This is a genomic window from Rothia terrae (assembly GCF_012396615.1).
In the GTDB taxonomy this organism is placed as follows: domain Bacteria; phylum Actinomycetota; class Actinomycetes; order Actinomycetales; family Micrococcaceae; genus Rothia; species Rothia terrae.
Window position 1 is genome coordinate 184,203 of the sequence record NZ_JAAXPV010000001.1, and the last position, 14,262, is coordinate 198,464.

The 14,262-nt window shown below is 53.9% G+C and carries 9 protein-coding genes and 1 tRNA gene; 4 read left to right on the forward strand and 6 right to left on the reverse strand.

The window, feature by feature from the left end:
• Positions 1 to 42 precede the first annotated feature (42 nt).
• The 3 genes from HF984_RS00830 (at position 43) to HF984_RS00840 (ending at position 3,802) form a co-directional block, all read left to right on the forward strand.
• Complete coding sequence (locus HF984_RS00830) at positions 43 to 1,410, forward strand: serine/threonine transporter (RefSeq protein ID WP_168613783.1); 1,368 nt, start codon at positions 43 to 45, stop codon at positions 1,408 to 1,410.
• Positions 1,411 to 1,466: 56 nt separating this feature from the next.
• On the forward strand, positions 1,467 to 2,840 hold the full coding sequence (locus tag HF984_RS00835) for an L-serine ammonia-lyase (RefSeq protein WP_168613784.1): 1,374 nt from the start codon (positions 1,467 to 1,469) through the stop codon (positions 2,838 to 2,840).
• A 131-nt stretch (positions 2,841 to 2,971) separates the two neighbouring features.
• Complete coding sequence (locus HF984_RS00840) at positions 2,972 to 3,802, forward strand: helix-turn-helix transcriptional regulator (protein ID WP_210729479.1); 831 nt, start codon at positions 2,972 to 2,974, stop codon at positions 3,800 to 3,802.
• Positions 3,803 to 3,942: 140 nt separating this feature from the next.
• On the opposite strand, the gene HF984_RS00845 is transcribed toward HF984_RS00840, so the two are convergent.
• The 3 genes from HF984_RS00845 to HF984_RS00855 all read right to left on the reverse strand — a co-directional run bounded on the left by HF984_RS00845 (position 3,943) and on the right by HF984_RS00855 (position 8,605).
• Positions 3,943 to 4,016: transfer RNA gene (locus HF984_RS00845), tRNA-Met, on the reverse strand.
• A 202-nt stretch (positions 4,017 to 4,218) separates the two neighbouring features.
• On the reverse strand, positions 4,219 to 7,254 hold the full coding sequence (locus HF984_RS00850) for a UPF0182 family membrane protein (protein WP_168613785.1): 3,036 nt from the start codon (positions 7,252 to 7,254) through the stop codon (positions 4,219 to 4,221).
• 211 nt (positions 7,255 to 7,465) lie between these two features.
• A complete protein-coding gene (locus HF984_RS00855) occupies positions 7,466 to 8,605 on the reverse strand; it encodes a YlbL family protein (RefSeq protein WP_168613786.1) in 1,140 nt (379 codons plus the stop codon).
• A gap of 186 nt (positions 8,606 to 8,791) precedes the next feature.
• Here HF984_RS00855 and HF984_RS00860 point away from each other — a divergent pair, with 186 nt between their 5' ends.
• Positions 8,792 to 10,204, forward strand: coding sequence for a zinc-dependent metalloprotease (locus HF984_RS00860; RefSeq protein ID WP_168613787.1), 1,413 nt, complete (start codon positions 8,792 to 8,794; stop codon positions 10,202 to 10,204).
• Positions 10,205 to 10,480: 276 nt separating this feature from the next.
• Here the strand turns inward: HF984_RS00860 and HF984_RS00865 are convergent, their stop codons facing one another.
• The 3 genes from HF984_RS00865 to nudC all read right to left on the reverse strand — a co-directional run bounded on the left by HF984_RS00865 (position 10,481) and on the right by nudC (position 14,156).
• A complete protein-coding gene (locus HF984_RS00865) occupies positions 10,481 to 11,083 on the reverse strand; it encodes a M48 metallopeptidase family protein (protein WP_168613788.1) in 603 nt (200 codons plus the stop codon).
• A gap of 8 nt (positions 11,084 to 11,091) precedes the next feature.
• Entirely contained in the window at positions 11,092 to 12,918 is a 1,827-nt protein-coding gene (locus tag HF984_RS00870; protein WP_168613789.1) for an ATP-dependent helicase, read from the reverse strand.
• 134 nt (positions 12,919 to 13,052) lie between these two features.
• Positions 13,053 to 14,156, reverse strand: coding sequence for an NAD(+) diphosphatase (gene nudC / locus HF984_RS00875; protein ID WP_168613790.1), 1,104 nt, complete (start codon positions 14,154 to 14,156; stop codon positions 13,053 to 13,055).
• Positions 14,157 to 14,262: the final 106 nt, after the last annotated feature.

Here is a 14,262-nt window from a genome sequence, read left to right on the forward strand (position 1 = left end):
CCACTGACTTCGGCCGTTACTTCACCACAACTGGAGAGAAAAATGGCACTCACCGCTGAGTCACCCAAGCGCTCACACCGCATATCAGGCGCATCTACTCGCGCTGGTCAGTCACCAGCAACCCAAGATTCCGAAGCACACAGTGCAGTTCCCCGTTGGAATAAAACAGACACTCTTTGGACCTTGAGCCTTTTCGGCACAGCAATCGGCGCCGGCGTCCTCTTCCTCCCCATTAACGCAGGCATCGGCGGCATTATCCCGCTGATCATCATGGCGGTCATCGCCTTCCCCATGACCTACTGGGCACACCGCGGCCTCACCCGATTTGTACTGTCAGGAAAAACAGCGGATTCAGACCTCACCGAAACCGTCACCGAACACTTTGGCATCAAAGCGGGCGCTTTCATCAACGTCCTGTACTTCCTCTCGGTCTACCCCATTCTGCTGGTCTACTCGGTCACCATCACCAACACCGTCAACTCATTCTTAGAACACCAGCTGGGTATCACCCCGCTCCCCCGTTGGCTCATGTCACTCATTCTCGTGGGCGGCCTGATTTTGATTGTTCGCATGGGTAAAGACATCATCGTTCGCGTCATGTCATACCTGGTCTACCCCTTCATCGCGGTACTGGTTCTTCTAGCGCTCTACCTCATCCCCAGCTGGAACGGTGCGATCTTCCAGACCTTCGACCCCGCGGTAGCCGCACAAGCGTCCGGCCATTCACTCGCTGTCACGCTCATGCTACTTGTTCCCGTGATGGTGTTCTCGTTCAACCACTCACCCATGATTTCCTCCTTTGCCGTTGACCGCCGCCAAAAGTACGGCGAACACGCAGATGCAAAAACCGGTCAGATTCTGCGCCGCGCAGAAGGCCTGATGGTCATCGTTGTAATGTTCTTCGTCTTCTCCTGTGCGCTGGCACTCAGCCCCGCAGATATGGCTGAAGCAAAAGCGCAGAACGTCACCATCCTCTCTTACCTCGCAAACCACTTCGACAACCCCATCATTCAGTGGATTGCTCCCGTCATCGCAATGATTGCTGTTGCAAAGTCATTCCTCGGCCACTACCTCGGTGCAGCTGAAGGCTTCGAAGGCCTCGTTATCAAGGGGGCAAACGCAGGCGGCAAGCGCTCCATCGGACACAGCAAGAAGCTCTCAACCGCAACCTTGCTCTTCATGCTGATCACCGCTTGGCTCGTCGCATGGGCTGACCCCTCAATTCTGGGCATGATTGAGACCCTGTGCGGCCCGACCATCGCAATTCTGCTCTTCCTCATGCCGATGTGGGCAATTCATACGGTGCCCGCACTTCAGAAGTACAAGGGTAAGGCCTCAAACTACTTCGTCTTCTTCATGGGACTAGTTGCACTAGCCACCATTATCTACAGCATCGTTCAGGCCTTCTAAACGATGATTTATTAGCGAATATTATTCGCGCATTCTCATGGCAAGGACTATGAAAAATGTTTATCAGTATCTTTGATATGTTCAAGATCGGCATTGGCCCCTCCAGCTCGCATACGCTTGGCCCCATGAAAGCAGGTAAAGCTTTTGTCGATCAGCTCATCGAAGAAAACAAACTGGAGCAAGTGACTCGTGTTCAAGCGAACGTGTACGGCTCCCTATCCCTCACCGGCATCGGCCACGCAACTGACAAAGCTATTTTGCTCGGCCTCGCCGGTGAGGTTCCAGAAACCGTTGACACTGACGCTATCGATTCGTTCATGGCGGAGGTTCGCTCCAGCGAAAGACTCATGTTGGCTGGCACCCATCCTGTTGATTTTCCCCGCGACAGCGGATTCTTCTTCTGCGATGAATGTTTGCCCATGCACGAAAACGGTATGTGCATCATCGCTTTCAACGGTGAGACAGAGGTTCTTCACAAAACCTACTATTCCATCGGTGGCGGCTTCATCGTAGATCAAGAGAACTTCGCAAAGCGCGGCGAGAGCGGGGCTGAGGTCCCCTACGATTTCAGCAATGCAGAAGAGATGCTGGAACTGTGCGAAAAGCACAATCTCACTCTTCCAGAGCTCGGCTGGGCTAATGAAACAGCAGTGCGAAGCGAGGACGAGATTCGCGCTCATATCCATAAGGTGTGGGAAGTCTGGCACGCAGGTGTAGAACGCGGCTCTCACTCTGATAGGCCATTGCCCGGTAACCTTTTGCTTCCGCGTCGCGCAGCAGCCCTGCGTCGTCGCTTAGAAGCTCAAGAGACCACCGATGCTATGAGTGTGCTGAGCTGGATCAATATGTTCGCATTTTCGGTTTCTGAAGAAAACGCATCATGCGGACGCGTGGTCACAGCTCCCACGAACGGTGCGTGCGGTGTGGTTCCAGCGGTTCTGCACTACTACGACAAGTTTGTGGCTCCTGTTGATGAGAAGATACTGACCGATTACATTCTTGCTTGTAACCAGATTGCATCGCTCTACAAGATGAATGCATCGATTTCAGTAGCTGAAGTTGGTTGCCAGGGTGAAATCGGTGTTGCGTGCTCAATGGCGGCCGGCGGTTTAGCCCAGCTTCTTGGAGCAACACCCGAGCAGGTCTGCGTTGCATCTGAGATCGGCATGGAACACAACTTGGGTCTTACCTGTGACCCGGTTCTTGGGCAGGTACAGGTTCCCTGTATCGAGCGTAACGGTGTGGCATCGGTTGAGGCTATCAATGCAGCTAACATGGCACTACAGCGTGAAACCACGCCCAGTGTCTCGTTGGATAAGGTCATCGAAACCATGTACCTGACCGGTAAAGATATGAATTGCAAGTACCGAGAGACCTCGCTGGGCGGCTTAGCTTCCGTTATCAAGCCCAAGGTAGCTCCCTGCGGTTAACTAATACCTGTACATAGTTAGGGGGCGCTTCGCTTGATTCTAAGCGGATGCACCCCATTCTTATAAAAAGTTTGTGTCATAATAAATGAAATTTTATGAGTTGCATAACACACGGCAGAATGAAGGCAAATGTGGCTACACCAGTTGAAAACACCAGCAGGTTTATTGAGCGCTACATTCCTCTCGTTGATTTTCTGGGCCAATCGTTAAGACCAAACGTTGAGATTGTGCTGCATGATCTTGATGTGCCTGACCGCTCCATCATTGCCATCGCCAATAGCCACATCAGCGGTCGTGAAATTGGTGGCCCCGTCACAGATTTTGCCCTCTGGTTTATGCAGCAGGGCAACACCGCCCACGTACCCATGATGACAGGCTACCGTGCGGTCAATGCAGAAGGTCGCGTATGCCGCTCGTCCAGTTATTTCTTGCGCGATGAAAATGATGTCATGCGGGGGATGCTCTGCATCAACGTTGATATTTCAGAGTGGATTCACCTGCGCGATGTTGCCGCGGGAATGTTGGGTGGCTCAGAAACAACCCTTCCCGATAAATTTGACGCCTTTGGTGGCTACCCGGGGACGCCGCTCCCTGCCCATGCCGACGCTGTTGTTTCGCATTTTGTAGATAGCGTGCAGCCTCCAGCTCCGGACGAGGGCTTACCGGTGGCTGCTCCCGCGGCGGCGGCGCCAACGGCTCCTGTGGGTGAAAACGGGAAAGAAGTCATTACAGAAAGCCTGCGCTCCAATATTCAGAACCTCATCGATTCAATGCTGAATACGGCACTGTCAAAGCAAAGTATTCCGCCAGAGCGTATGCAGAAGGAAGAGCGACTTGCTGTTGTAAAAGACCTGGAGGATATGGGTTTCTTTATTCTCAAGGGTGGCATCACGGCAGCCGCTAAGCGCTTGGGGGTCTCTGAGCCGACCGTGTATCGAGATCTTGTACAGGTGCGAGACTAAGTAGATAAAAAATTACCCGGTTCCGCGCTTCATGCCCTGGTTTTGGTGGATGTGGCGCGGAAACCGGGTAACTTTCTCGCAGCTAATTGTGGATAAGCAAAAAGACCCAGTTCCGAAGAACTGGGTCTTTTTCTTTATCGTTGCGGGGGCAGGATTTGAACCTGCGACCTCCGGGTTATGAGCCCGGCGAGCTACCGAACTGCTCCACCCCGCGGCGTTGATATTTACTTTACACACCTTAAACAGTCATTGCAAACCAATTTGCCCGTTTGAGACTCAAAACACAATTATAAGCACGATTGGGCGTAGATAACCAGAGGCTCTTTGAGGAACTCCCCTACCGCATCCCAAGTAAAACCCCTGCCGCACAGAACAGTACGGCAGGGGGTCAATGACGCTGACTTGATGCGAGTAAACTACTTGTTCGCGCCGTCAGCCTCGATAGCACGATCCAACGCTTCTTGAAGTCGTTTCTGAGCTTCGCCGTAGGCAGCCCAGTCGCCCTTCTTCATCGCAGCGTCGGCGTCCTTCATTGCAGTATTAGCGTCATCGAGTGCCTGCTGCAGGCTACGCGTATCAGCAGAAGAAGCTGAATCATTAGAGTCAGACTTATTCTCATCAACCGACTCCGTGCCGGTCTCAGCAGCTGCCTTCTTCTCATCAACTCCGGAGTCAGCGGCTACATTTGCCCCGGAATCTCCACCGAAGACCTCATTCAGCGCCTCATCCAAGGTAGGAGCAAAGCCCACCTTATCGCCAAAGCTGACCAGCACACGACGCAAGGTCGGGTAAGCAGAATCGCCGGATGACTGCACATAGACAGGTTGCACATACAAAATGCCGTCACCCACGGGCAAGGTCAACAGATTACCGTTGATCACAGTGGACGCACCGCGACGTAAGAGGTTAAGTTCCGTCGACACATCGGCATCAGAGTTGAAGTTATTCTGCGCCTGGCCGGGACCAGGAACAACCGATGAACGTGGCATCTCTAACAGCTTGAGCTTGCCGTAGTCCGCGCTACGTTCACCATCCTTACCGGTACCCGCATCGCCGTTCGCCGCCAAGAAACCATACATCACGTTACGCGTGTTGGAATCTGACTGCTGCGGAATAAACGAGGTGGTCAGCGAGAACGCTGCCTTCTTTTCATCGGGCATCTGTAATGAGAGGTAGTACGGCGGCAAAGGCTGAGGAGTCTCAGACTCAACGGTGGGATCGTTAGGAGTTGCCCACACGTCGTCGCCTGCGTAGAGGCTGTTCGCGTCAGTCACGTGATGCGTGTTAAGCATCTCGCGCTGCACCTTGAACATATCCTGCGGATAGCGCACGTGATCCAGCAGTTCGGAGCTCATTTCTTTGTAGCTCTTCAGATTATTCGGGAATACCTTTTGCCATGCCTGCAGTACGGGGTCCTCTTCATCCCACGCGTACAAGGTGACAGAACCGTCATACGCATTGACCGTAGCCTTCACCGAGTTACGGATGTAGTTGACCTCATCCTGCGGCAGTGCCTGCGCCACACCCGCTGCGGTCTCTGAGTCTGAAGTAGCCGCATCCAGCTGTGAATTCTCAGAATAGGGGTACTGGTCAGAGGTGGTGTAGGCGTCCACAATCCACTGCACCTGACCGTCAACAATTGCCGGGTAGGGGTTACCATCAACGGTCAGATAGGGCGCTACCTTCTCAACGCGTTCTGACGGATTGCGGTTGTAGAGAATCTGCGAGTTATCTCGCACGACGTCCGATAGCAAGATATCAGTGGACTGGAACTTGATAGCGTACGCCAGACGACTCAGAGCATTACCGATGCTAGGGCCACCGTTACCGGTGAAGGTGTACTTGGCATCGCCCTTCTCATCACCTGCAGTTTGAGGGCGGTCAAGCTCAAGAGCTTCGTCTCCCTCGCCGCCACCGACAATGGAGTAGTCCGGTGAAGACTGGCCAAAATAGATGCGCGGCTCGTAGTCCTTAGAGATATCACCGGTCGCAGTAATACCCGACTGAGTGAACTTCGGCTTGCCATCTGATTCAACCTGGTTACCGGAGGCCGCAATAACACCGTAGCCGTGAGTATAAACCACGTGCTGATTCAGCCACGATGAGTCAGCGTTTTGCTGGGGATTGAGCTCACGGGCAGCCAAAACGGTATCTTGGACCTCGCCGTCAATCTCATAGCGGTCAACTGCCAGGTTATCTTCAAAACGGTAGTAGGGTCGGAACTGCTGAAGCTGCGCAAAAGCATCTGACACTACGTTCGGGTCAAGCAAACGAATGTTTGAAACGGTCTCTGACTGACCTTTCAACGCGCCGGATGCGGCGTTGGTAGTCGCGTCGTAATCGCTAGTTTCGATTTTATCGAGACCGTAGGCAGCACGCGTCATATCGATGTTGCGTTGAATGTACTCGTTCTCGTAGGCCTGCTCGTTAGGGGTGACCTGAAAACGCTGAACAATCCACGGGTAGATACCGCCTACCACAAGGCTGGTTATCAGCAAGACTGCGGTGCCGATCAGAGGCAGGCGCCACTGATGAGAGACAGCTGCGTAGATAAACAAGGCGGCTACCAGCACAGCGGCAATCGCTAAGATTGCACGCGTGGGAATAATAGCGTTGACGTCCGTGTACATAGCACCGGCCCAGCGTCCGGACTGGCTCTGAATCGCGGTGTAGCGTTCAAGCCAATAGCGCACGCCGCGCACCACGATAAACAAGGCGATCAAAACAGCAATATGACGCTTGAAGTGCCGAGTGGTTTCAACACCGCGGTCGAGTACCTTGATGCCGCCGTTGAAGTAGTGGACCACAATAGCGCCGATAGCTGAGATCACGATTGCTGAGCTCAAAAAGCCTGTGAGCAAGTTCCAGAACGGCAGATTAAAAACGTAAAAGCCGATATCTTTGTTGAACTCGGGGTCGGTCTGACCGAAATCTACGCCGTTGAAAAACAGCAGAACAGTTTTCCATTGAGTCATCAACGAAGACGCTAAGAACACGCCCACAATAAGCGGCACAACCCACGTCAACGTCTTGCTCAGGGAATCACCGGCTTTGCGGTAACGGTTAAGGTTCTGGTTGAACATATCCTGCAGTTCCACAAAAGGATCCTGCGGACGCTGCGGAATGGGGTTACCCTGAGCATCGAACTGCTGTGGACGCTGGTGAGTAGTACGCGGACGCGATGTCGTCTGCGCCTGCGGATCTGCATGTTTAAGAGCGTACCGGATACTAGCCCACAGTGGCAGGGCAATCAGCAAAGTACCCACGCAAAACAGCACGATTTTCACTAGGTTCTCGGTTACAAAGACGTTGCCGAAACCGAGCTGGTTGAACCAGAGCACCTCGGTGTACACCTGGGTGGCGAACACAAAGAGTGCAATGAGAATGCCCACGATGATAAGAGTGAGCGTGAGGGTGTTATTTTTGCGCTTACCTGATGGGGCGGGCCGCACGCTGGATGGTCCGTTTATCACGTTTTCCTCATCGATAGTAATGTCGTTGCCTTATGCCTTGTAGGCAGGCACTGCTTGAATTTCAAAATGTGCGATTTTGAAAAAATTATTACTATCTATTGTGCCAGCTCACGCCTGCAGATATAAGGCGAGATGACCTTGTTAAGCGGTTTTAAGCCCCAAATCTTTGACGTTCGGTCAATATTCAGACTTACGGGGCCGGGCAGGATGCGAAGTCTGAGGGATCTTTACTGCCCTCCCCTATCTGCTGCACTGTTTGAGCTGCCTCATCCAGAGTCTTCACAGGAATAACAGTCAGGCCTTCGGGGATTCGTTCGGCAATATCCGCACAATTATCGGCAGGTAGCAAGAAGATTTGGGCACCGGCGTCTTGAGCACCGGTCAGTTTCTGCGGCGCCCCGCCGATAGCACCAACGTTTCCGGCGCTATCGATGGTACCTGTTCCCGCAAAATGCTTGCCACCGGTCATGTTCACTTCATTGAGCTCATCGATAATGCCCAAGGCAAACATCATGCCTGCGCTTGGACCACCGACCTCTTCAAGTCCGTAATTTACGGTAAACGGGAACGTGTAGTCCTTCTTGATGTAGAGCCCCAGCAGATACTTTTGAGAATCTTCGTTATAACGAGGAGTTACTGCGACGTTGTGTTCCTTACCATCGCGTTCCACCGTTACTGTGATCTCTTTACCGTCTGATTCATCAACCAGTTTGTTCAGCTGATCATAATGCTCAAGTTTTTCACCGTTGATAGCGGTAACAACGTCGTTTTCTTGAATCTTGTCTGCGCTGGCACTGTCATCAGCCAAATCTGCAACCACAAGTTTCTCAGTGAAATCCTTCTTGAGATACGTCAATGCAGCTGCCTCAGCATTTTGCTGGGAATCTGTCATATCGGCAGCGTTTTGTGCGCTCACCTCGTCAGAAGACGTGGTGGGAGCATACATCAGCGCGCTCGGCACCACGTTGGATGCCTTATCAAAGAAATTCGCCAGCACATACAGCGAATTCACATCGGTATTAGGCCCGCCCGCAACAGATACGGTGGTCATATCTAGCTGTCCCTCGACCGGGTAAGATTTCTCCCCCTCAATAGTAATCAGTTGCTTGCCGTCATATTCACCGATGGTGTTGAAGGTAGGCCCGGGCTGCTCAGTAATGTACTGCACCGGAATCACAAACGAGCCAAGCGCCAACAACGCCGTACCAAAACCGCAAGCGCGAGCAAGCGTCCACGGGCGACGCGAACGATTTGCGCGCCGCAAATTGTGGGCTCGCTTGGACTGATTCTCGGATGCAAAAGAAATAGAAGAAGGACGCTCACTGTGCATGCGTACTAGAGTACCGCGAAAACATGCAAAGACGCTGATAACGGCACTACCCGCCCAGCACCGTCACAAGAACCACTTTGGAACCGGTTCTTCTCGGCTGTGCGCTAAACACTTACGCAACTCCCAGCAAAAATCTGTAACGTAGAGACAGTAAGCCTGTTTTGGTAAGGCAACGAAAGGTGCACAATGTCTAACAACCCCTTCGGTGAAAACGGCCAAGACCCGTTCGAAGAATTCTTCAAAAAACTCAGCCAAAACGGCGGCGCAAACTTCAACGCTGATGACTTGCGCGGCATGGGAATCCCGCTCGATCCCTCAATGCTCCAAGGCATCTTTTCCCAGTTCACCAATATGATGAACGGGCAGGGTGAGGACGGTAGCGTCAACTGGGATATGGCTCGCCAGCACGCGCGTCAGACTGTTGCAGCTAAAAACGATCCTTCAGTCACCGCCAACCAGAAATCAGCGGTACGCGACGCATCTCAACTAGCAGATTTGTGGCTTGACCCCGTCGTTGAATTCTCACGCCCCGACTACGCCACCGAAAGCTGGTCACGCTCAGAATGGGTAGAGAACTCATTCGACACCTGGACCGAAATCGCAAGCCCCGTCGCTGAAGAGACCACCAACGCTATGAACGAGTCCATTCAGCAGCAGATCCCCGAAGAAATGAAGGGAATGCTCGGTGGCGGTAATCTGCTCGGCGGTATCGGCTCCATGATGTTTGGCATGCAGGTCGGCTCAGGAGTTGCCCAGCTAGCGCAAGAAGTTCTCTCTACCAACGACATCGGCATCCCACTGATCTCAGGACGCAGCGCGCTACTACCCGACGCCATCAAGTCCTTCACCGACGATCTAGAAATCCCAGCCCAGGAAGTCATGCTCTACCTGGCTGTTCGTGAAGCTGCCCTCGTTCGTCTGCACAAGGCAAACCCCTGGCTACGCGAAGACATCATGAGCCTCATCAAGCGCTTTGCCCGCGGTATCCACGTAGACATCGAACGCATCCAATCGCAGGCAGTTGAGATTGACCTTGATTCACTTAATCCCGAAAACCTGCAAGAAATCTTCGGTGCCGAAATGTTCGAACCCCAGCATACCGAGGACCAGCAACTAGCGCTCGATCGCATCGAAAACCTGCTAGCGCTCATTGATGGCTGGGCAACAGTGGTCACCGAACAAGCAACCAAGAACCTGCCCAGTTCATCACGCATGAGCGAAGCAATGGCTCGACGACGCGCATCCGGCGGCCCCGTTCAGCACGTTTTCCAGGGCCTACTGGGCCTCAAAGTGCAACCCCGAAAGTTCCGTGAAGCAACCGATTTCTGGCGCACCTACGAATCAGAACACGGCGCAGTAGCACGCGATGGACTCTGGGAAGCACCCGAAAATCTGCCCACCAGCGAAGAAATGGATAACGCTCAAGCATTCGAAGAACGCAGCGAATTCCTCAACGCATCCGATGATGAGTTCGATGCAGCGCTTGAGAAACTTCTGGCAGGCGGATATGACGAGCCCGCGGAGGGCAGCTCCGATGAGAAAAAGACTGACGAGGACTCAGGCGAAGAAAAGCCTGAGGACGGTCCTCAAGAAAAATAAAAAGTGACTGAGATTATGATGAGTTGCTCTTAGATTGATAAGATGCGCAAGTCGCCAGCTGGCATCGGGTCTGGCGTGAATCACGGTGAGCGCCCCAGCGCGAATCCGTGAGAGGGACTGCTGGCGACGGCGCATCTTTTCAAGCTTTTTATTCCAGTGCAAATATTGGTGCATACAAATGCCGGGAACATCCCCTTCACGGGTGTTCCCGGCATTTGTGTATTTAGATGCTCTTCTTATCTAGCAAGAGAATCTGAGTCTTTCTGCAAAACACCGCTAGCTCTCTTGACGGTGCTGAAAACTCACACCGTCCAAGAATCCTTGCGCTTTTTCAAGGTGAGGGTAGCGTTTTTCGAGGGCTTTGAACTGCGGCCCGTGGTCCAGGTGCATAAAGTGGCAGAGTTCGTGGTGTAGCACGTAGTCCACCACGTACTCGGGTGCGCCCTGGATCATATGAGAGATGCGGATGCGCGAGGTCGCCGGGGTTGCCGAACCCCAGCGGGTATTTTGGTTGGTGACCCAGCGAATTTCATCGGGCAGGCTGGTTTCGGGCAGATATGTGTCAATAAGGTATTGAGCGCGTTCGACCAGATAGGCATCGCTGGAGAACTTGCGTTTGCGTTGCCCTTGCTGTTGCGCTCGCGCCATAATTCTGGGTGCCAGTTGCTGAAGATATTCTTCAATATCGTGCTTGGTAGAGGATGCTGGCACGAGTAGCCGCAGACTGCCATCGGGGTTCATGGCTCCGCTAACTGTCTTGGTACGACGCGATGAACGCACAATTTCAACGGCAGGATGCTCAGCTGTGGCATCCCACCACTCAGTTCTCGTGTTCCTAGTGCGAGGTGTACCGGTGCGAGAAGCAGTTTTTCGCGGCATCTGTTGCCCTACCTGTACATATTCTTGGGTGCAAGGGTATCTAAGAAGCGCGAGCGTTTGCGGTTGGCGCGGCCTCCGGGGGTGCGCGATAGCGACCACGAGAAGGTGATGTATTTGCGTGCGCGGGTGATGCCTACGTAGAGCAGGCGGCGTTCTTCATCGATTTCGTCGCTTGTTTTGGCGAAGGAGATAGGCATCAGCCCTTCGTTGAGTCCGCAGAGGTAGACCGCGTCCCATTCCAGGCCTTTAGCGGAGTGCAGCGATGCTAACGTGATGCCGTCCATGCTGGGTGCATCTTGGTTTTGAAGACGCTGGGCGAGGTGGGCTGCGAATTCGTGCAGGCTAAAGACTTGAGGGAGTTCGCTGGCGTTGTTTTCGCGTGCTTGGGCGCGTTCTTTTTCGCGGGTGGCGTTGAGCGAATCCGCCATGGAGACCAGGGCCGCGAGTGACTCCCATTTTGCGCGTACTGCGCCGCTAGATGCGGGAGCTTGATCGGAGTATCCCAAAGATTTGAGGACATCGCGTACTAGTTGCGGGGTTTTTTCGTCTGTTTGGGCGTTGGCTGAATTGCGCAGCAAGGTCATTGCGTTACGAACCTCGGGACGGGCAAAGAACTGCTCGGCACCGCGCAGCTGGTAGTGCACACCGATTTCTGAGAGTGCTTGTTCCAGTACTGCCGACTGCGCGTTGGTTCTAAACAGTACGGCAATCTCTGATGCGGGAATTTCATTGTGGTGGATGAGTTCTTTAATGTCTCGGGCGATGCGGTGCGCTTCGTCTTCGTCGTCTGCTGCCTCAATCCAGTCAGCGTCCGGCCCTTTACCTCGTTGCGAGACTAGTTCGAGGGGCTGAGCCCATGCGCCGGGTGTTGAATCTTTGCCGGGCTTGCGCGCTTTGAGTAGGTTGTTAGCGAGCTCTACCACGGTGTGAGTGGAGCGGTAGTCGCGCACGAGTTTGACCACGTTGGCGTTACGGTGGCGACGTTTGAAGTCCATGAGAAACCGACTGGTTGCGCCGGTAAATGAGTAAATGGTCTGCGACGCATCGCCCACAACGCAGACGTCATCGCGTCCGCCCATCCATACGTTGAGCAGACGTTGTTGAAGAGGTGAAACGTCCTGGTATTCATCAACCACAAAGTGACGGTACTGAGCGCGAACGGCGGCGGCAATGGTTTCGTCTTCTTCTAAGATGCCCACTGTCAGCATGAGTACATCTTCAAAGTCGATGATGTGTCGTTCGTCTTTGAGTTCTTCGTAAGTGCGGTAGAGACGCACCATGTTGATGGGCGTGATGTCGTTAGGTAGCGCGCGGTCAGCTAGATGCGGCATCAGGGTATCGGGGGTGAGCATTTTGACTTTTGCCCACTCAATTTCGCCGGCAAGATCTCGAATAGTAGCGCGGTCTGTTGACAGGCGCAGACGGTTGGCTGCCTCGGTGATGAGTTGTGCTTTGTGGGGGATGATGGTGGGCGGTGTGCCGCCCACAGCTTGGGGCCAGAAGTACTGAAGCTGACGCAGTGCCGCCGAGTGGAAGGTTCGTGCTTGCACGCCAACGGCGCCGAGCTGGCGTAGACGCACGCGCATCTCGTCAGCTGCACGCGTGGTAAAAGTCAATGCAAGAACTCGTTGGGGAACGTAGCGTCCGATGGCAATACCGTAGGCAATACGATGCGTGATTGCGCGGGTTTTACCGGTGCCCGCGCCCGCTAAAACACACATAGGCCCATCAAGTTCGGTGGCGACGCGTCGCTGCTCCGGGTCAAGGCCCTCAAGGATTTGTTCTGGGCTGGGAGCGCCTGCGGTGGGTAAAGCGGTGGTTACCTGCTGTGACATATGCGCCCCTTACGAGTTTCAAACGTTGCCCATTTAGTTTAGTGCTTTTCGCACGGGTGTGGGGCGTGCGAAAACTCATAGTCTTGTATGGGGGTTCAGGCGTGAGAGCACCCGACAGGAGGGCTTACCTCTGGTTATTCCACGGGTAAGGGGCACCCAACCCAGTGTTCGATGAGCTTACGGGAGATGGAGCTGCGTTGCGGCACGCTGATTTCTCCACTTGCGCAAGCGGTGCGCAACTCATCGCGGGTGAACCAGCGGATTTCTGCGATTTCTTCACCATCGGCCTGAACCTCATGAGGGTTAGCGGCGACCGCGCTATATCCCAGCATCAGCGAGCGAGGGAACGGCCAGGGCTGAGAGCCCATGTACTGCATGGCTTCAACCCGCACACCGGCTTCTTCAAAAAGTTCTCGCTCCACAGTATTTTCCAGGGATTCGCCAACCTCAACAAAGCCAGCAAAGGTTGAGAACCGGTTCTTACCCCAAGCTTGAGCGTTACCTAAAAGTATGCGTTCTTCGCCGTCGAAAGTTGCGCTGACCACGGTAATAACCGCCGGATCTGTGCGCGGAAAAATTTCGCGTCCTTCCGGCGTCAATCGTGCCCACCCTGATTTGATGATGCGGGTGGGCTGGCCGGTTGCGGGGTCAAAGGACGCGCGTTGATGCCAGTTGTTCAACGCGATGGTTGCGCTGAGAATATCTCCCCAAGCGCGTTCAACGCGGTTCTCCGCCAGCACGTCAAAACTGAGCGGAGCGAAAGTTCTGAGGTGCACCAGGGCCGGTGTGTTCTCTATATCAGCCAGTGATGACGCCCGCTGAGCATCCTTGAGTTCGGTCCAGCATTCGTGGCTCAGCAGGCTCTCGTGGTCTCCGATAATTGCTAAGACCGGGCGGGCAGAGTCTAGGGTGTCCACTACGAGTTCACCGCTGTAGATGAGTGAGGACGTGCTGGGCTGGTCGGTGACGGGGGTGCGCAACGCCTCAAGGTTGAGCTGCTCTAGCTGGAGCTCTTGAGGCACGACGCGTCCGGCGGCATTGCGTTGCATGAGAATGCACTCCCCCTGAACCGCAATCACCACGGGGGTTTCACTCCAGGGGTAAATAGCCGCATCCGGGGTCTTTCCTGCAACAGCTTCTACCAGGTGCGATAGAAAGTCGTCCCGGTTGCGTAGCTCATCGAACCGGCGCATCATTGTTCCTGAGAGGGGCGTTGCGCCCAGCGGTGAAAAATTCATGTCTCAACCTTTTTGTGACGAATACTCCCTCCATCATAAACATGCATTCTTTTGGGTTCTGCCGAGAAAACCCATAAAAAACGGTGCGTATGCTTTCAGCCGATTC

What these genes read in the sequence shown, in the direction of transcription:
- HF984_RS00860 (WP_168613787.1), top strand. Translation starts at nt 8,792, where the DNA reads ATGTCTAACAACCCCTTCGGTGAAAACGGCCAAGACCCGTTCGAAGAA.
- HF984_RS00870 (WP_168613789.1), bottom strand. Translation starts at nt 12,918, where the DNA reads ATGTCACAGCAGGTAACCACCGCTTTACCCACCGCAGGCGCTCCCAGC.
- HF984_RS00835 (WP_168613784.1), top strand. Translation starts at nt 1,467, where the DNA reads ATGTTTATCAGTATCTTTGATATGTTCAAGATCGGCATTGGCCCCTCC.
- HF984_RS00865 (WP_168613788.1), bottom strand. Translation starts at nt 11,083, where the DNA reads ATGCCGCGAAAAACTGCTTCTCGCACCGGTACACCTCGCACTAGGAAC.
- HF984_RS00830 (WP_168613783.1), top strand. Translation starts at nt 43, where the DNA reads ATGGCACTCACCGCTGAGTCACCCAAGCGCTCACACCGCATATCAGGC.
- nudC (WP_168613790.1), bottom strand. Translation starts at nt 14,156, where the DNA reads ATGAATTTTTCACCGCTGGGCGCAACGCCCCTCTCAGGAACAATGATG.
- HF984_RS00855 (WP_168613786.1), bottom strand. Translation starts at nt 8,605, where the DNA reads ATGCACAGTGAGCGTCCTTCTTCTATTTCTTTTGCATCCGAGAATCAG.